This is a genomic window from Pseudomonas sp. AGC41 (genome assembly GCF_057334555.1).
This window is the reverse complement of record NZ_JBHFJB010000117.1, coordinates 138,857-155,972: the sequence shown is the minus strand read 5'-3', so window position 1 is coordinate 155,972 and position 17,116 is coordinate 138,857. Positions and strand designations below refer to the sequence as shown.

General features: G+C 61.6%; 16 protein-coding genes. 6 read left to right on the top strand and 10 right to left on the bottom strand.

Annotation, left to right across the window (positions count from 1 at the left end; translation table 11 throughout):
* Nucleotides 1–90: 90 nt before the first annotated feature.
* Entirely contained in the window at nt 91–1,482 is a 1,392-nt protein-coding gene (locus tag ACE04F_RS20930; protein ID WP_486109639.1) for an L-cystine transporter, read from the bottom strand.
* Between the two features lie 241 nt (nt 1,483–1,723).
* Between ACE04F_RS20930 and ACE04F_RS20925 the strand changes: the two genes are divergently transcribed.
* Nucleotides 1,724–2,779, top strand: coding sequence for an HAD family hydrolase (locus tag ACE04F_RS20925; RefSeq protein ID WP_486109637.1), 1,056 nt, complete (start codon nt 1,724–1,726; stop codon nt 2,777–2,779).
* 81 nt (nt 2,780–2,860) lie between these two features.
* On the opposite strand, the gene ilvD is transcribed toward ACE04F_RS20925, so the two are convergent.
* The 4 genes from ilvD to ACE04F_RS20905 form a co-directional block, all read right to left on the bottom strand.
* Nucleotides 2,861–4,696: a dihydroxy-acid dehydratase gene (ilvD, locus tag ACE04F_RS20920; protein WP_486109635.1), complete on the bottom strand. Its 1,836-nt coding sequence runs from the start codon at nt 4,694–4,696 to the stop codon at nt 2,861–2,863.
* 268 nt (nt 4,697–4,964) lie between these two features.
* A complete protein-coding gene (locus ACE04F_RS20915) occupies nt 4,965–6,170 on the bottom strand; it encodes an MFS transporter (RefSeq protein ID WP_486109633.1) in 1,206 nt (401 codons plus the stop codon).
* 206 nt (nt 6,171–6,376) lie between these two features.
* Nucleotides 6,377–7,573 carry a class I SAM-dependent rRNA methyltransferase gene (locus ACE04F_RS20910; RefSeq protein ID WP_486109631.1) on the bottom strand — a complete coding sequence of 399 codons (1,197 nt, stop codon included), beginning with the start codon at nt 7,571–7,573 and terminating at the stop codon, nt 6,377–6,379.
* Between the two features lie 109 nt (nt 7,574–7,682).
* On the bottom strand, nt 7,683–8,222 hold the full coding sequence (locus ACE04F_RS20905) for a type 1 glutamine amidotransferase domain-containing protein (protein WP_486109629.1): 540 nt from the start codon (nt 8,220–8,222) through the stop codon (nt 7,683–7,685).
* Nucleotides 8,223–8,454: 232 nt separating this feature from the next.
* Between ACE04F_RS20905 and ACE04F_RS20900 the strand changes: the two genes are divergently transcribed.
* The 3 genes from ACE04F_RS20900 to ACE04F_RS20890 are packed head-to-tail and all read left to right on the top strand — an operon-like array spanning nt 8,455 to nt 10,488.
* A complete protein-coding gene (locus ACE04F_RS20900; RefSeq protein ID WP_486109718.1) occupies nt 8,455–9,270 on the top strand; it encodes an HDOD domain-containing protein in 816 nt (271 codons plus the stop codon).
* A gap of 30 nt (nt 9,271–9,300) precedes the next feature.
* Nucleotides 9,301–10,113, top strand: coding sequence for a bifunctional DNA-formamidopyrimidine glycosylase/DNA-(apurinic or apyrimidinic site) lyase (gene mutM, locus ACE04F_RS20895; RefSeq protein ID WP_434571146.1), 813 nt, complete (start codon nt 9,301–9,303; stop codon nt 10,111–10,113).
* A 54-nt stretch (nt 10,114–10,167) separates the two neighbouring features.
* The gene (locus tag ACE04F_RS20890) at nt 10,168–10,488 is read left to right on the top strand and encodes a multidrug transporter (protein WP_486109626.1); all 321 of its coding nucleotides are present in this window, start codon (nt 10,168–10,170) and stop codon (nt 10,486–10,488) included.
* A gap of 156 nt (nt 10,489–10,644) precedes the next feature.
* Here ACE04F_RS20890 and ACE04F_RS20885 read toward each other — a convergent pair whose 3' ends face one another.
* The 5 genes from ACE04F_RS20885 to ACE04F_RS20865 form a co-directional block, all read right to left on the bottom strand.
* Complete coding sequence (locus tag ACE04F_RS20885) at nt 10,645–10,896, bottom strand: YfhL family 4Fe-4S dicluster ferredoxin (RefSeq protein WP_060740180.1); 252 nt, start codon at nt 10,894–10,896, stop codon at nt 10,645–10,647.
* Nucleotides 10,897–11,029: 133 nt separating this feature from the next.
* Nucleotides 11,030–11,509 (bottom strand): pantetheine-phosphate adenylyltransferase, encoded by a 480-nt coding sequence (gene coaD / locus ACE04F_RS20880; protein ID WP_007897855.1) that lies wholly within the window; start codon nt 11,507–11,509, stop codon nt 11,030–11,032.
* Between the two features lie 115 nt (nt 11,510–11,624).
* Complete coding sequence (locus ACE04F_RS20875) at nt 11,625–13,220, bottom strand: GMC family oxidoreductase (RefSeq protein WP_486109624.1); 1,596 nt, start codon at nt 13,218–13,220, stop codon at nt 11,625–11,627.
* A gap of 150 nt (nt 13,221–13,370) precedes the next feature.
* Complete coding sequence (locus ACE04F_RS20870; protein WP_486109622.1) at nt 13,371–13,916, bottom strand: twin-arginine translocation pathway signal protein; 546 nt, start codon at nt 13,914–13,916, stop codon at nt 13,371–13,373.
* 26 nt (nt 13,917–13,942) lie between these two features.
* Entirely contained in the window at nt 13,943–15,373 is a 1,431-nt protein-coding gene (locus tag ACE04F_RS20865; RefSeq protein WP_486109620.1) for a coniferyl aldehyde dehydrogenase, read from the bottom strand.
* 149 nt (nt 15,374–15,522) lie between these two features.
* Between ACE04F_RS20865 and ACE04F_RS20860 the strand changes: the two genes are divergently transcribed.
* Nucleotides 15,523–16,194: a TetR/AcrR family transcriptional regulator gene (locus tag ACE04F_RS20860; protein ID WP_486109618.1), complete on the top strand. Its 672-nt coding sequence runs from the start codon at nt 15,523–15,525 to the stop codon at nt 16,192–16,194.
* Nucleotides 16,195–16,228: 34 nt separating this feature from the next.
* The gene (locus ACE04F_RS20855; RefSeq protein ID WP_486109616.1) at nt 16,229–17,083 is read left to right on the top strand and encodes a sulfurtransferase; all 855 of its coding nucleotides are present in this window, start codon (nt 16,229–16,231) and stop codon (nt 17,081–17,083) included.
* Nucleotides 17,084–17,116 lie beyond the last annotated feature (33 nt).

Sequence of the window (17,116 nt, the reverse complement as noted above, 5' to 3'; positions counted from 1 at the left end):
CGCTCTCACAGGTAACCGGGTTCGGTCAGGAAAATCGGTCAACTGTGGGAGCGAGCCTGCTCGCGAAGGCGATCTACTTGGCGCCGCCAATCAAGCGTGTACCAACTCCCCGTGCTCCTCGGCATCGAGCAACGCCTTGTCCGTCTGCTGCATCACCTGGCTGGTAATCGCCCCGGCGGTGATCGAGCCACTGACATTCAACGCGGTACGGCCCATGTCGATCAGCGGCTCGACCGAAATCAGCAGCGCCACCAGCGAGACCGGCAAGCCCATGGCCGGCAGCACGATCAACGCGGCGAACGTTGCGCCACCGCCGACACCGGCCACGCCCGCTGAACTCAACGTCACAATGGCCACCAGCGTCGCGATCCACACCGGGTCCAGCGGATTGATCCCCACCGCAGGCGCGACCATGACCGCCAGCATCGCCGGATAGAGCCCGGCGCAACCGTTCTGGCCGATGGTGGCGCCAAACGATGCGCTGAAGCTGGCGATCGCCCGGGGGATGCCGAGGCGGCTGGTCTGGGCTTCGATACTCAAGGGGATGGTCGCCGCGCTGGAGCGGCTGGTGAAGGCGAAGGTCAGCACCGGCCAGATCTTGCGGAAGAAGCGCAACGGATTGATCCCGGCGGCGGACACCAGCAGGCCGTGGACCACGAACATCAGCCCCAGCCCCAGATACGACACCACCACGAAGCTGCCGAGCTTGATGATGTCCTGCAGGTTGGAGCCAGCCACCACTTTTGTCATCAGCGCCAATACGCCATACGGGGTCAGTTTCATCACCAGGCGCACCAGGCGCGTCACCCAGTTTTGCAGGGTGTCGATGGCGTTGACCACTTTCTGGCCTTTCTCTGCGTCATCCTTGAGCAATTGCAACGCCGCGACACCGAGGAACGCTGCGAAGATCACCACGCTGATGATCGACGTCGGCTTGGCCCTGGCCAAGTCGGCGAAGGGGTTCTGGGGGATGAACGAAAGCAGCAGTTGCGGGATATTCAGGTTGGCGACCTTGCCGGCGTAATCGCTCTGGATCACTTGCAGCCGTGCCTGCTCCTGGGATCCGGCGACCAGGCCTTCGGCAGTGAGGCCGAACAGGTTGGTCAGGCCGATACCGATCAGGGCGGCGATGGCGGTGGTGAACAGCAGCGTGCCGATGGTCAGGAAGCTGATCTTGCCCAAGGACGAGGCGTTGTGCAGGCGGGCCACGGCGCTGAGGATCGAAGCAAAGACCAGCGGGATCACGATCATCTGCAGCAACTGCACGTAGCCGTTGCCCACCAGGTCGAACCAGCCGATCGAGGTTTTGAGCACCGGGTTGCCTGCGCCGTAGATCGTGTGCAGGGCGATACCGAACACCACGCCCAGGACCAGCGCCAGCAGCACTTTTTTGGCCAGGCTCCAAGTGCTGTGACGGGTTTGCGCCAAGCCGTACAGCAAGGCAATGAACACCAACAGATTGAGGATCAGCGGCAGATTCATGAAAAACTCCGGAAAGACTTTGCCAGCCGCCAAGCGTCGCGACTGTGAGCCGGAAAGCCTAACAGCCTGATATCTAAAGAATTAATACTAAAAAAGAATGTCTACTGTCGCTTTTGGAATAAGCCGATGGCGCCCAAGGGTATGCCGCTGGCGCTATCGAGACGCAAGCAGTCGCGCACAGGCGGGATCTGTCACAGGCATTTGTTAGCGTCGAGCTCCTACAACCTGGGAGTAAATGTCGATGAAGCTCGTACCTCGCTTGCTCGCTGTCGCTATAGGCCTGGGCCTCGCCGGCCAGGCGCTCGCCACTGACCTCAAGCATTGGCCCGCGGAACAGGCCAAGGCGCTGGAAGCGATGATCGCGGCCAACGCCAACAAAGGTAACTACGCGGTGTTCGACATGGACAACACCAGCTACCGCTACGACCTCGAAGAGTCGCTGCTGCCGTTCATGGAGAACAAGGGGCTCATCACCCGGGAAAGCCTGGACCCGTCCTTGAAGCTGATGCCATTCAAGGACACCGCCGACCATAAGGAAAGCCTGTTCAGCTATTACTATCGACTCTGCGAACTGGACGACATGGTCTGCTACCCCTGGGTTGCCCAAGTGTTTTCCGGCTTCACGCTCAAGGAGCTCAAAGGCTACGTCGATGAACTGATGGCTTCCGGCAAACCGGTACCGACCACGTATTACGATGGCGACAAAGTAGTCCAGTACAACGTCAACCCGCCGAAGATCTTTACCGGCCAGGCCGAGCTGTACAACAAGCTGATGGAGAACGGCATCGAGGTCTATGTCATGACCGCCGCTTCCGAAGAGCTGGTGCGCATGGTCGCTGCGGACCCGAAGTATGGCTACAACCTCAAGCCGCAGAACGTCATTGGCGTAACCACGCTGCTCAAGGACCGCAAGACCGGCGAACTGACCACGGCGCGTAAACAGATCACCAACGGCAAATACGACGAGAAGGCCAACCTAGGCCTGGAGTACACACCGTACCTGTGGACGCCGGCGACCTGGATGGCCGGCAAGCACGCGGCGATCCTGACCTACATCGACGAATGGAAAAAACCGGTACTCGTCGCCGGCGATACGCCAAGCAGCGATGGCTACATGCTGTTCCACGATGTAGACGTGGCCAAGGGCGGCATCCACTTGTGGGTCAATCGCAAGGATAAATACATGACGCAGATAAACGGCATGATGGCCAAGCACGCGGCCGCCCAGGCCAAGGAAGGACTGCCGGTGACCGCGGACAAGAACTGGGTGATCGTCAAGCCGGAAGATATCCAGTAAACGCAGCTACAAGCCACAAGCCACAAGCCACAAGCTGACGCGATGTGCTTGCAGCTTGTGGCTTGCAGCTCGCGACTGCCGCTATTCCAACATCGCCTTGTTGCGCACCGCGCCCTTGTCGGCACTGGTGGCGAGCAGGGCATAGGCCTTGAGGGCGGTGGTGACTTTGCGCGGACGCACTTCCACCGGCTTCCAGCCCTTACTGTCCTGTTCGACGCGGCGTGCAGCCAGTTCCTCATCGCTGATCAACAGATTGATCGAGCGGTTCGGAATGTCGATCAGCACCTTGTCGCCATCGCGCACCAGGCCGATGGCACCGCCAGCCGCTGCTTCCGGCGAAGCGTGGCCGATGGACAGGCCCGACGTGCCGCCGGAGAAACGGCCGTCGGTCAGCAGCGCACAGGCTTTGCCCAGGCCCTTGGATTTCAGGTAGGAAGTCGGGTAGAGCATTTCCTGCATGCCCGGGCCGCCCTTCGGACCTTCGTAACGAATGATCACGATGTCGCCGGCTTTCACCTCGTCGGCGAGAATCCCGCGCACGGCGCTGTCCTGGCTTTCGAAAATCTTCGCGTTGCCTTCGAACACATGGATCGACTCGTCGACGCCGGCGGTCTTCACCACGCAGCCGTCGAGGGCGATGTTGCCGTACAGCACGGCCAGGCCGCCTTCCTTGGAGTAGGCGTGCTCGACGCTGCGGATGCAGCCGTTCTCACGGTCGTCGTCCAGGGTTTCCCAACGGGTCGACTGGCTGAACGCGGTTTGTGTCGGGATGCCCGCCGGGCCGGCCTTGAAGAAATGATGCACGGCCTCGTCGCTGGTCTGGGTGATGTCCCACTTGGCGATGGCCTCGGCCATGGTCTTGCTGTGTACCGTCGGCAGGTCGGTGTGCAGCAAGCCGCCGCGGGCCAGCGAACCGAGGATGCTGAAGATCCCCCCGGCGCGGTGCACGTCTTCCATGTGGTACTTCTGGATGTTCGGCGCGACCTTGCACAGTTGCGGCACGTGGCGGGAGAGGCGGTCGATGTCGCGCAGGTCGAAATCGATCTCGGCTTCCTGGGCCGCGGCCAGCAAGTGCAGGATGGTGTTGGTCGAGCCGCCCATGGCGATGTCGAGGGTCATGGCGTTTTCGAACGCCTTGAAGTTGGCGACGTTGCGCGGCAACACCGAATCGTCGTTCTCGCCGTAGTAGCGCTTGCACAGCTCGACGATGGTCCGCCCGGCCTGCAGGAACAGCTGTTCGCGGTCGCTGTGGGTGGCCAGGGTTGAACCGTTGCCAGGCAACGCCAGGCCCAGGGCCTCGGTCAGGCAGTTCATCGAGTTGGCGGTGAACATGCCGGAGCACGAACCGCAGGTCGGGCAGGCGCTGCGCTCGTACTCGGCGACTTTTTCGTCGGATGCGCTGGAGTCGGCGGCGATCACCATGGCGTCCACCAGGTCCAGGCCATGGCTGGCGAGCTTGGTCTTGCCGGCCTCCATCGGGCCACCGGACACGAAGATCACCGGGATATTCAGGCGCAAGGCAGCCATAAGCATGCCGGGGGTGATTTTGTCGCAGTTGGAAATACACACGATGGCGTCGGCGCAATGGGCGTTGACCATGTATTCGACCGAGTCGGCGATGATCTCGCGGCTGGGCAGCGAATACAGCATGCCGTCGTGACCCATGGCGATGCCGTCGTCCACGGCGATGGTGTTGAATTCCTTGGCAACCCCGCCGGCGCGTTCGATTTCCCGTGCAACCAGTTGGCCCAGGTCCTTGAGGTGAACATGGCCTGGTACGAATTGCGTGAAGGAGTTGGCAATGGCGATGATCGGCTTCTTGAAGTCGTCATCCTTCATCCCCGTGGCGCGCCACAGGGCACGGGCGCCGGCCATGTTGCGGCCATGGGTGGATGTTTTCGAACGGTAATCAGGCATGGAGCACTCCGGGCGGCTAATCAGGTACTTATCAGGTATCAATGGGGAAGTGAGCTTCTGTCGACGTCTGGAACACTCGGGTTTGGCCGGGAGTCCGGACGTGGCTGATGACTTTGCAGGATCGCTGCGCGCCTCAGCATGAGCTCATAAACCCGCCGGGGATGAATGGCGATGAATGTCGCGATTCTACACCGCTGGCGTCAGGATGAAATGACGCAAAGCGCTGATCCGACGCCAATGTGCCGTGCGGGATGACGACTGGCAGGGTTCAGTCGGCCAATAATTCCCTGTCACGCTGCCGGATCAAGGCATTGAGTGCCAGCCCCAGCAGGCTGAGCAAGATCAGGCACAGGGCCAGAGTGACCTGCAAGTCCAGCGGGGTGAGACTGATCGCGGCACTGGTCAGCCCGCCGACGACGAAGATCAGCACACTTCCGGCCGAAGCGGACGTGCCGGCCTGCCCGGGAAATATATTCATGGCTTGGGTGTGGGCGGCTGCGCGGGCAATGGTCGTTCCGGTGGTGCAGACGATCATGGGCAGCAGCAGGGTGATAGCCGACAAGCCAAGTTGATGAGCGAGCCCCAGCATCAACATACCTGCTGCGAGAATCAGCCCCTGGCCGATGATGATCTGCGTCTGGGGGTCGATTTTGCTTCCCAGCACGGACGCCAGCGCCCCACCGCCGATGTAGGCGAGCCCATACCCCAGCAAAACCAGCGAAAAAGCCTCGGATGAAAGATGCAACTGGTCGATCAGGACCAGAGGCGAAATGACGATGAATGAAAAGTGGCAGGAAAAAGCCAGGGCCGAGGTTAGCCAGTAGGCCATGAAGCGGAAGTCACCGCAGACGTTTCGATAGGATGCGATGAAATTCAGGCGTCTGGGGTGACTGCCAGCCACGGAGCGTTGAAGCAAACGACTGACGCCTGCAAATGCGGCGACGGCCAGGGCAATGAACACCAGGAAACTGCCATGCCAGCCCATCCAGTTTTGCAGGCCGGTGCCGGCCAGGGGCGAAACGGAAATGAAAATCCCCCCGCAGGTGACCAGGAAGATCCGCAGTCGCTGCTGTTCCTGGCCGGTGAACAGGTCTTGAATCAATGCTTGGGACAGTACGAAACAACCGCATCCCAAGGCCTGAACGATACGAAAGAATAGAAAAGCCTCATATCCGTCGGCGAGCACACATCCTGTTGCGCCGGTGGCTGAGACAGCAACTCCGATCAACAGCAGCTTTTTCCTGCCCATGACGTCGGAGAGCGGGCCTACCAACAGTTGCGAAAGGGCGATGCCTACGGCGTACAGACTGACAGACAGGGCGATGTCCGACGATGGCCGATCAAAATACCCCGATAGGGCGGGAAATGAGGGCAGCACGACATCGATTGGAAAAACACCAAGCAATGTCAGCGTCAGCAACAAACCGACGGTTGCGGGCTTGCGGACCGCCAGGCGGTTTTGCGAATCAGTCATTGACGGCTTCCAAGGCGTACCGGAGGGTAGCTTTCAATCCTAATGCGTCGTGGCAGCCAGGCGCGGGGAGATTGCGTAGGAAGGCTCTGTTAATTGCGTAGTGGGTTTCCTACATTCAGGCACGCAAAAAAAATCGCAGCCGAGGCCGCGATCAGAATGCAACTCGAGTATGCAGGGCTCAGTGCTACAGCACTGGCCCGCCTCCCTCAGCTGTTGGGCAATAACCGGCAGGTAATGCTCTTGATATAGCGCGTTTCGGCAATCGCCGGGTGCACCGGGTGATCGGGGCCCTGGCCGCCGCGTTCGAGCAGCTGGATATTGCGGTCCAGGTGACGGGCGCTGGTCAGCAGGATGTTCTGCAGATCGTCTTCGGGCAGGTGCATCGAGCATGAAGCACTGACCAGGATGCCGTCCTTGCTGAGCAGGCGCATGGCCTGTTCGTTGAGGCGGCGGTAGGCGCCTTCGCCGTTCTTCAGGTCTTTCTTGCGCTTGATGAAGGCCGGCGGGTCGGCAACGATCACGTCGAAGCGTTCTTCGCTGGCCTTGAGTTCCTTCAAGGCTTCGAATACATCACCTTCGATGCACGTCAGCTTCTCGGCGACGCCGTTCAGCGCGGCGTTGCGCTCGACGCCGTCGAGGGCGAAGGCCGAGGCATCGACGCAAAACACTTCACTGGCACCGAACGCCGCGGCTTGCACGCCCCAGCCGCCGATGTAGCTGAACAGGTCCAGGACGCGCTTGCCCTTGGCGTAGGGCGCCAGGCGCGCACGGTTCATGCGGTGGTCGTAGAACCAGCCGGTTTTCTGGCCTTGCATCACCGGCGCTTCGAATTTCACGCCATTCTCTTCCAGGGCGACCCACTCCGGGACCAGGCCGAAGACGGTCTCGACGTAGCGCTCCAGGCCTTCGGCGTCGCGAGCCGCGGAATCGTTCTTGAACAGGATGCCACTGGGCTTGAGCACCTGAGTGAGGGCGGCGATCACGTCGTCCTTGTGGGCTTCCATGGTGGCGGAAGCGATCTGCACCACCAGGATGTCGCCGAAACGGTCGACCACCAGGCCCGGAAGCAAATCGGAATCACCGTAGACCAGGCGATAGAACGGCTTGTCGAACAGCCGCTCGCGCAGGGACAACGCCACGTTGAGGCGATGTACCAGCAGGGATTTGTCCAGTACCAGCTTCGCGTCACGGGACAGCAGGCGTGCGCAGATCAGGTTGTTCGGGCTCATCGCAACGATGCCCAGCGGCTTGCCGCCAGCGGCTTCGAGGACCGCCTGGTCACCGGCCTTGAAGCCGTGCAGCGGGGTGGCGGCCACATCGATTTCGTTACTGTAGACCCACAGGTGGCCGGCGCGCAGGCGACGGTCGGCATTGGCTTTGAGGCGCAGGCTGGGCAGGGACATGACGTCGCTCCGGAAAAAAGAGCGGGAGTATACCGCGTTGCAATCATTGCGGGGCTGGCGGTGGACATGTGGCGAGGGAGCCTGCGCTGCTCGCCTCGCCACAAGGGCTTCAGGCCGACAACGAGTTGATCAGTTCACGGTTGAACGCGGGAATATCATCAGGCTGACGGCTGCTGATCCAGGTGCCGTCCCGGACGACTTCCTGGTCAACCCAGTTCGCGCCGGCATTGACCAGGTCGTCCTTGAGGGTCTTGTAGCTGGTCATGGTCTTGCCTTTGACCAGGCCACTGGACACCAGCAACCAGCCGCCATGGCAAATCACCGCGATAGGCTTGCCAGCCGCCTCGAAGCCCTTGACCAGGTTCTGCGCGTCGGGGTCGATGCGGATGGTGTCGGAATTCTGCACCCCGCCGGGCAACACCACCGCTTCGTACTGATCGACATTTGCCGCCTTGAAAGTCAGGTCGACTTTGAAATCGTCCGCTGGCTTGTCGTGGTTCCAGCCTTTGACCTGGCCGTCGCTGGCGGAAATGATATCAACCTTGGCCCCGGCCTGTTCCAACGCCTCTTTGGGACCGGTCAGTTCGGCTTGTTCAAAACCATCGGTGACCAGAATGGCGACACGCTTGTTGTTCAGGTTGGTGGGCATGAAAAATCTCCTCAAGCTGAGTGGGTTGGCTGCCGACCTAAGCCTTATTGCAAGACTTGGGCATTGGTCCTACAGATTCCGAAGGCCAGGCTTGTATGAAAGTTCCGCCAATTTACCGGTGGTGTGTCGGATCCAGATTTAAGGGTTAGACTCCCGGCCTTACCCAGAGTATGTCCCCATGTCCAAAGAGCTTTCCGCCGAACAGATCCAACAGTCCCTGCAGGGCATCACTGTGCCGCCCCAGCCGCAAATCATGGTGGATTTGCAGATGGAGCAGTACATGCCCGACCCGGACCTGGAAACCATTGCCAAGCTGATCTCCCAGGATCCGGGCCTTTCGGGTGCCTTGCTCAAGATCGTCAATTCGCCGTACTACGGCTTGAGCAACAAGATCACGTCGATCCAGCGCGCAGTGAACCTGCTGGGCAGCCGGTCGATCATCAACCTGATCAACGCGCAGTCGATCAAGGGCGAATTACACGACGATGCCATCGTCACCCTGAATCGCTTCTGGGACACCGCCCAGGACGTGGCCATGACCTGCCTGACCCTGGCCAAGCGCGTCGGCCTGCAGAATGGCGACGAAGCCTATGCCCTGGGTTTGTTCCACGACTGCGGCGTGCCGTTGATGCTCAAGCAGTTCCCAACCTACATGAGCGTATTGGAAGAGGCCTATGCCAATGCCAGCGCCGAGTGCCGGGTGGTGGACACCGAAAACCGCGTGTTCAACACCAACCATGCGGTGGTCGGTTACTACACCTCCAAGTCCTGGCGCCTGCCGGACCACGTCAGCCAGGCCATCGCCAATCACCACAACGCCCTGGCGATTTTCAGCGACGAGTCTTCGCGCAATAACAGTCAGTTGAAAAACCTGTTGGCGATTCTGAAGATGTCCGAGAACATCTGTGCCTCCCATCGGGTGCTGGGCAACCAGGCCGAGGATCACGAGTGGAATTGCGTCGGGCCACGGGTGCTCGACTACATCGGTCTGTCGGAGTACGACTTCGAGACCCAGAGACAGGAAATCCGCGACCTGGCCTCTCGTTGAGTGCCAGCTTTCGCTTGATTCGAGAGCCCTATGCCAGAACTGCCGGAAGTCGAAACCACCCGCCGCGGGATTGCGCCACACCTCGAAGGGCAACGGGTCAGCCGCGTCGTCGTGCGTGACCGCCGCTTGCGCTGGCCGATTCCCGAAGACCTCGACGTGCGTCTTTCGGGGCAACGCATCGTGCAGGTGGAACGGCGGGCCAAGTACCTGTTGATCAATGCCGAGGTGGGTACGCTGATCAGCCACCTGGGCATGTCCGGCAACCTGCGGCTGGTCGAGATCGGCATGCCCGCCCTCAAGCATGAACATGTCGACATCGAACTCGAGTCCGGGCTGGCCCTGCGCTACACCGATCCGCGTCGCTTCGGGGCGATGCTCTGGAGCCTCGACCCGCTCAATCACGAGTTGCTGATTCGCCTCGGGCCGGAACCGCTGACCGACCTGTTTGATGGCGAACGGCTGTTCCAGCTTTCCCGTGGGCGCTCGATGGCGGTCAAGCCGTTCATCATGGACAACGCGGTTGTGGTGGGCGTGGGCAATATCTACGCGACCGAAGCGCTGTTCGCCGCCGGTATCGACCCACGGCGCGCCGCCGGAAGCATCTCCCGGGCGCGTTATCTGAAGTTGGCGATCGAGATCAAGCGCATCCTTGCCCATGCCATCGAACGTGGTGGAACCACGCTGCGGGATTTCATCGGTGGCGACGGCCAGCCCGGTTATTTCCAGCAGGAACTGTTCGTGTACGGCCGGGGCGGGGAGTTGTGCAAGGTCTGTGGCACGGGGCTGCGGGAAATCCGCCTGGGCCAGCGCGCCAGCGTCTGGTGTCCGCGCTGCCAGAGGTGATTCGTCTTACGGTCTATAGTCAGTAGTCATACTGTTTCAGCCGAAGGATCGCCCATGACTCTGCTTCGAACTTTCCTCCTGGCACTCTCGCTGAGTGTCGGCTTGCCTGCCTTGGCGAACACCGAGAGCGGTGACCCGCGCTACACCATCCAGAACCCACCCGCCTACGCCATGCTCGGCGACTTGCTGATCGCCCGTCCGTTGCTGCTCGCCGCCACCGTGATCGGTGCCGGGGCGTTTGTCGTGTCGTTGCCCTTTACGGCGCTGGGCGGCGGGGTTGGCAATGCGGGGAAGGCGCTGGTGGTCGACCCGGCGAAAGCCACGTTTGTGCGGTGCCTGGGGTGTGTTGGGGAGGGGTTTGAGCGGCAGGAGTGAATGTGCGGATTTGTGATGTGGCTGATGGCCTCTTCGCGAGCAGGCTCGCTCCCACAAGGGATTCGCTTAGACCCCCAAATTACCTGGACACAACAGTCCTGTGGGAGCGAGCCTGCTCGCGAAGAGGCCGGCAAAGACCTGCAAAAATTGTCGGGCTCAATCCTTGCCAGTGATTTTGCGATATTTCGCCATCAACTGTTCCTCGGTCTCCGGATGAGCCTCGTCCAGCGGGATGCAATCCACCGGGCAGACCTGCTGGCATTGAGGCTCGTCATAGTGCCCGACGCACTGGGTGCACAGGTTCGGGTCAATGACATAGATCTCTTCGCCCTGGGAAATGGCTTCGTTCGGGCACTCGGGTTCGCAGACGTCGCAATTGATGCAGTCGTCGGTGATGATCAGGGACATGCAAGCTCCGGCCGGGGCGTTGGGCCCGGGCATTTGAAAAACGTATGGGCGCAATTGTGCCGCATTGGCGAGCGCAGTGCACGCGGGGGCGATGGACTGCGCTGTGCTGCGAGCGAGTCGCAGCGTCGGCGGGTTACTTCTTGAAACGCAGGGTCAGCGCGTCGGCCACGGCCGGGTGGACGAACTTGGTGATATCGCCGCCCAAGGCCGCAATTTCCCGTACCAGGGTCGACGAGATGAAGGAGTAACGCTCCGATGGCGTCAGGAAGAGACTCTCGACGTCCGGGGCCAACTGGCGGTTCATGTTGGCCAACTGGAACTCGTACTCGAAATCCGAGACCGCACGCAGGCCGCGCAGGAACACATTGGCGTTCTTTTCCTTGGCAAAGTGCGCCAGCAGCGTCGAGAAGCCGACCACTTCCACGTTCGGCAGGTGCTTGGTGACCTCACGGGCCAGCTCCACACGTTGCTCCAACGGGAACAGCGGATTTTTCTTCGGGCTGGCGGCGACGGCAATGATCACATGGTCGAACAGGCGCGAAGCACGTTCGACCAGATCGCCATGGCCCTTGGTAATGGGGTCGAAGGTACCTGGGTACAACACTCGGTTCATCGCGTCGTCCTGGCGGGAGTCCGTTGGGGAGTCGGATGGTATCGCAGCCGACTCGGTCGGCCAAGTCGGCGATGGGATAAGAACGCACTATAGGCGCTGCGAATAGTCGTTTTTTTCATGTGTTTTGCAGACGTTCGGCCAGCAAGGTCGCCAGTTTTGCCGTCAGGCCGTACACCGACAATTGCGGGTTGGCGCCGATGCCGGTGGGGAACAGCGAGCCGTCGTGGATGGAAAGATTACGCAGCTGGTGGTGGCGGCCGAGGCTGTCGGCCACCGCGTATTTCGGCTCTTCGCCCATGGCGCAACCCCCCATGACATGGGCGCTGCCCAGGCGGGTGCGGAAAAGGGCCAGGTCCAGCCCGTCGATCAACGCGCGGGCCTCGGCCAGGGTTTTCACGTGCCGGGCATCGCTGTGCATCGGCATGACCGACCTGGCCCCCGCGGCGAACTGGATCTCGGCCATGCTGTGGAATGCCCGGCGCAAGCCGTCCCAAGTGTAGGGGGAGAGCTGATAGTCGAGCACGGGCGTGCCGTCGCTGCGCAATTCCACGGTACCGCCGGGGCTGTCCGGGTGAAAGCCGTCGCGCAGTAACGCCAGCATGGCGTGGGTGTGGGGCAACTTTGCCATGTGCGCTGCGTTCTGCGCACCAAAGCCGCCCAACAGCGTGGCGGCGAGGGCCGGGTGCAAAGGCGGGACTTCCAGCTTGTAGGACATTTTGCCGGTGACGCCATCCTGCCATTGGAAATGATCTGAATAAATCGACTGTGGAGCCCCATAAAAGGGGTTGATGACTTCATCGAACAGTCCGGCTGACATGTTCACCAAGTGCAGGAAGGTGCGCTTGCCCAGGCACCGATGCGGATCCGGCGCGGCGGAGCGCAACAGCAGGGCGGGGCTGTTGATGCCGCCACCGGCGAGCACGTAATGCCGCGCCTTGACCCTGATGCGCCGTCCGGTCGGCGTCACGCAGCGTTCGTCCATGGCTTGGCATTGCAATTCCCCCACCGCATCGTTGCTGATAATCAGGCGTTCGGCCCGCGCCAGATAGAGCAGGGCGCCGCCCTGGTTCAGCGTGGCGGGGATGGTGGTGACCAGCATCGACTGCTTGGCGTTGGTCGGGCAACCCATCCCGCAATAGCCCAGGTTCCAGCAGCCACGCACGTTGCGCGGGATCACATGCCAGCTGTAGCCCAATTGCTCGCAGCCCTTGCGAATGACGTCGTTGTTGGCATTGGGCGGAATCAGCCATGGCGCCACCCCCAGGCGCTGCTCCATTCGTTCGAACCAGGGCGCCATCTCGGCGGGGCCGTGGCCCCGGACGGCATGCTCGGTCGCCCAGTGTTCGAGAGTCTGGTCAGGCGTACGAAAGCTCGAGGTCCAGTTGATCAACGTGGTGCCCCCCACGGCCCGGCCCTGGAGAATGGTGATGGCGCCGTCCTTGCTCATTCGCCCGAGACCTTCCTGATACAGGCTAGTGTAAGCCTGATCCTCAAGCAGCTTGAAGTCCTGGCTGGTCTTGAGCGGGCCTTCTTCGATGAGCAATACCTTGTAGCCGGCGGCACTGAGAATTTCCGCCGTGGTGCCACCGCCGGCGCCACTGCCGATGATCGCCACGTCGGCTTCCAGCGTGAGGTCCTGGGTCAGTTGCGCGCCGTTGTAAGTGGTCCAGCCACGGGCCAGGCCTTCGCGGAACGGATCGGGTACGGGCATGCTCGGGGTTCTCTTGTTGTTATGAGAAGACGATAAAGCCCCTGTGGGAGCGAGCCTGCTCGCGATGGCGTCGTATCAGCAGCACACTTGAGGACCGAACTACCGCCTTCGCGAGCAGGCTCGCTCCCACAAGGGGGCTGGCTCTGGCTTTCAGACGGATGGCGGGCCCGGATATCCGCAGTGCGCCCAGGCCTCGGGCCGGCTGTACCAGGCCATCATGACCATTTGCAGCAACGAGCTGTGGCCTTGGCGCAACAAGCTCAGCGAGCTGTTTTCCCAGCGTGTCAGGAACTGTCGGATGTCATCGGCGCTGGCGTTTTCCCACCCGCCCCAGATTCCGGTCAGCGGCCCGCGGGTCACGCTCAGCGTGAGCACGTCGAACAGTTGATGCGTGAGTTTGAGCATCGCCGCAGACAAGTGCGCCAGGCCGCGATCCAGGCTTTGCAGCGTGGCATCGGTGGCGGCCGGGATCGTTTCCGTCGACACAGCACCGTCGAGCAACACCGGAATGAGGGCGCGGAAAAATGCCAGGTCGCTGTCGCGCAGGGCCTGCAGGCCGCTGGCCGGTTGGCTGGACGAGCAACCGCTGAGGCTGGCGCCCAGGCCGACGGTTGCGAGGAAAACACTGGCGCCAAGGCTCAGTTGCAGCAAACCACGCCGTGTCATGGCGGGCGTATCGGTCAGGTCTGGGCTCATTATTGTTATTACCCGGGAGACGCTTGTCAGCGGATGAACAGCTTCTGGATCAGCTTCTGCAAAGGCTTGCCATAGGGCGGATAAATCAGTCTGGCGGCGTTGAAGCGCTGCTTGATCAGGACGCCCTTGGCCTTGCTGAAGGTCAGGAATCCCTCGTGACCGTGATAGTGGCCCATCCCCGAGGCGCCAATGCCGCCGAACGGCATGTCGTCCTGGGCCACATGCAGCAGCGTGTCGTTCAGGCAGACGCCGCCGGAATGGGTTTCATTGAGTACCCGCTGCTGTTCGGCCTTGTTGTAGCCGAAGTAGTAGAGCGCCAGCGGACGAGGCCGCCGATTGATGTAGGCAAAGGCCTGGTCCAGGCCTTCATACGGCACGATGGGCAGCAGCGGGCCGAAGATCTCATCCTGCATCACCGTCATGTCATCCGTGACATTGAGCAACAGGCTGTGGGCCATGCGGCGTCCCTGGCCCTGGTCGAACAGCTCGATCAGCAGCGCGCCTTTGCTGGTGGCATCGCCAATGTAGCCGTTGAGCCGCGCCAGTTGGCGATCGTTGATGATGGCGGTGTAGTCCGGGTTGTCCGCCAGCGTCGGATAAAACCCGCGGACCGCTTCGCGATACGCCTCGACGAACGCTCCGACGCGGCTCTGCGGTACCAGCACGTAATCCGGCGCGACGCAGGTCTGCCCAGCGTTCAGGGTCTTGCCGAAGGCAATGCGCTCGGCGGCGTCCTTGAGCGGTACGTCGTCAGACACGATGGCGGGTGATTTGCCACCCAGCTCGAGGGTGACGGGGGTGAGGTTTTCCGCGGCGGCACGCATGACATGCTTGCCGATGCTGGTGGCGCCGGTGAACAACAGGTGGTCGAACGGCAACCTGGAGAACGCAATACCGACGTCGGCCTCGCCCAGCACCACCGACACCAGGTCCTGGGGAAAGAGACGGGCGAGCAGTTGCTTGAGCAGCAATCCGGTGGCCGGGGTCGCCTCGCTGAGCTTGAGCATGACCCGGTTGCCCGCCGACAAGGCCCCGACCAATGGGCCCATGGCCAGGAACAGCGGGTAATTCCACGGCACAATGACCCCGACCACGCCCAATGGCTGATAGACCACCTTGGCCGACGCCGGTTGGAAGGCCATGCCGACCCTGCGCCGGGAAGGTTTCATCCACCCCTTGAGGTTGCGGCTGGCGTAATGGATGCCGTGCAGGCTCGGCATCAACTCGGCCAGCAGGGTTTCGTCGGCGCTGCGGTGACTGAAGTCCTGGCTGATCGCGTCGATCAGGGCTTGCCGTTCGTTGCTCAACAGTTCGCGCAACGCCTTGAGCCATTGCCGGCGCTGCTCGGCCGTTGGCATGGGATGAGCGGCGAAAGCACGGCGCTGGGCCTCGAAGATCGTCCGGATTTCATCCAGCTGCTGTTGAGACTGGTGCAGGTAAGCAACGTCGGCTGGCATGTCGGTACCGGATTATTATTGGAATGGTTGATTTCTAGAGCTTGTGCTCTAAAAAGTCAAATGCCGCCTCCGTGATGGCGTGGGTTTTCTCCCGTGACCGATAGGTCGTAAGATGCCCATCACATGATTTTTCGAATTAAGCCCAAGCCATGGCCCCACGAATCAAAACCAGCGAGCGCATCGTGCAGAACAGCCTGGAGTTGTTTAACCGGCAGGGTGAGCGCAGTGTCAGCACCAATCACATTGCCGCCCACATGGACATGTCCCCGGGCAATCTCTATTACCACTTCCCCAACAAGCAGGCGATCATCGCCGTGCTGTTCAGCGAATACGAAAACCTGGTGGACAGTTTCCTGCGCTCACCCCAGGGTCGGGCCGCCACGGTGGACGACAAGCGCTTCTACCTGCAGGAGCTGCTCTCGGCGATGTGGCGCTACCGGTTCCTGCACCGGGACCTGGAGCACCTGCTCGACAGCGACCCGGAACTGGCGGCTCGCTACCGGCGCTTTTCCCAACGCTGCCTGATCCATGGCACAGCTATCTACGAAGGCTTCGTCGACGCCGGTATCCTGGCGATGGACCGCGTCCAGATCGAGTCCCTGACCCTCAATGCCTGGATTGTCCTCACGTCCTGGGTCCGGTTCCTCTGCACCACGAGGGAAAACTCCAGCCACCTGAGCGAACAGGCGATCAAGCGCGGCGTGTATCAGGTGTTGGTGCTGGAGGCGGGTTTTGTGACCGAGCAGGCCCGCGAAGCGGTGGATGCCCTGTTCAAAGAGTTTTATGTCCCGCTGGCCCAGACCCTGGAGGAAGGGCAGTAGATCGGATCCCTTGATTCAGCCACAGGAGCTCACCATGCCCATCGCGCAACTCATCAGCCCGCAGGCCCTGGAACAGCGGAGATCCCAGCCCGGACTGGTGATCCTCGATTGTCGTTTTGCCCTGGAGGACCCGGACTATGGCCAGCGCAGTTACGCCGAGGGCCATATCGCCGGTGCGTCGTTCGCCGACCTTGAACGGGATCTGAGCGGACCGGTCATCAAGGGCGTCACGGGACGTCATCCGCTGCCGGAGCCCGAGGCGCTGGTTGCGCGCCTCCGGGCCTGGGGGATCAACAATGACAGCGACGTCGTGCTGTATGACGACGGCCCCGGTGCCTATGCCGCCCGGGCCTGGTGGTTGCTGGCCTGGTTGGGCAAACGCGATGGCGTGCATATCCTCGACGGCGGGCTCAAGGCCTGGCACGCGGCCGGCCTGCCCCTGAGCCTGGATCCGCCGCAGACTGCTCGCGGGACCTTCAGCGGCGCGCCGGACGCGAGCTTGCTGCTCACTGCTCAGGCGTTGCAACAGCGCCTCGGTGATGCGGACATGACCCTGCTGGATGCCAGGGCGCTGCCGCGTTTCAAGGGCGAAGTCGAGCCGATCGACCCGGTGGCGGGGCATATCCCGGGCGCGTCATGCGCAGCATTCACCGACAACCTGGGGGCCGATGGACGCTTCTTGCCGGCTGATCAACTCAAGCTGCGTTTCGATGAAAAACTGGGCGAGCGTTCGCCTACAGAACTGGTGGCCTATTGCGGCTCCGGCGTGACGGCGTGCCATAACCTGTTTGCCTTGTGCCTGGCGGGCTATCCGCTGGGACGGTTGTATGCCGGTTCGTGGAGCGAGTGGATCAATGATCCCCAGCGGGGCGTGGCGAAGGGCGAATAACACTTTCACCCCCCGATCAATGTGGGAGCGAGC

What these genes read in the sequence shown, in the direction of transcription:
- ACE04F_RS20875 (WP_486109624.1), bottom strand. Translation starts at nt 13,220, where the DNA reads ATGCCCGTACCCGATCCGTTCCGCGAAGGCCTGGCCCGTGGCTGGACC.
- ACE04F_RS20890 (WP_486109626.1), top strand. Translation starts at nt 10,168, where the DNA reads ATGACTCTGCTTCGAACTTTCCTCCTGGCACTCTCGCTGAGTGTCGGC.
- ilvD (WP_486109635.1), bottom strand. Translation starts at nt 4,696, where the DNA reads ATGCCTGATTACCGTTCGAAAACATCCACCCATGGCCGCAACATGGCC.
- ACE04F_RS20885 (WP_060740180.1), bottom strand. Translation starts at nt 10,896, where the DNA reads ATGTCCCTGATCATCACCGACGACTGCATCAATTGCGACGTCTGCGAA.
- ACE04F_RS20915 (WP_486109633.1), bottom strand. Translation starts at nt 6,170, where the DNA reads ATGACTGATTCGCAAAACCGCCTGGCGGTCCGCAAGCCCGCAACCGTC.
- ACE04F_RS20905 (WP_486109629.1), bottom strand. Translation starts at nt 8,222, where the DNA reads ATGCCCACCAACCTGAACAACAAGCGTGTCGCCATTCTGGTCACCGAT.
- ACE04F_RS20870 (WP_486109622.1), bottom strand. Translation starts at nt 13,916, where the DNA reads ATGAGCCCAGACCTGACCGATACGCCCGCCATGACACGGCGTGGTTTG.
- mutM (WP_434571146.1), top strand. Translation starts at nt 9,301, where the DNA reads ATGCCAGAACTGCCGGAAGTCGAAACCACCCGCCGCGGGATTGCGCCA.
- ACE04F_RS20910 (WP_486109631.1), bottom strand. Translation starts at nt 7,573, where the DNA reads ATGTCCCTGCCCAGCCTGCGCCTCAAAGCCAATGCCGACCGTCGCCTG.
- ACE04F_RS20855 (WP_486109616.1), top strand. Translation starts at nt 16,229, where the DNA reads ATGCCCATCGCGCAACTCATCAGCCCGCAGGCCCTGGAACAGCGGAGA.
- ACE04F_RS20930 (WP_486109639.1), bottom strand. Translation starts at nt 1,482, where the DNA reads ATGAATCTGCCGCTGATCCTCAATCTGTTGGTGTTCATTGCCTTGCTG.
- coaD (WP_007897855.1), bottom strand. Translation starts at nt 11,509, where the DNA reads ATGAACCGAGTGTTGTACCCAGGTACCTTCGACCCCATTACCAAGGGC.
- ACE04F_RS20925 (WP_486109637.1), top strand. Translation starts at nt 1,724, where the DNA reads ATGAAGCTCGTACCTCGCTTGCTCGCTGTCGCTATAGGCCTGGGCCTC.
- ACE04F_RS20860 (WP_486109618.1), top strand. Translation starts at nt 15,523, where the DNA reads ATGGCCCCACGAATCAAAACCAGCGAGCGCATCGTGCAGAACAGCCTG.
- ACE04F_RS20865 (WP_486109620.1), bottom strand. Translation starts at nt 15,373, where the DNA reads ATGCCAGCCGACGTTGCTTACCTGCACCAGTCTCAACAGCAGCTGGAT.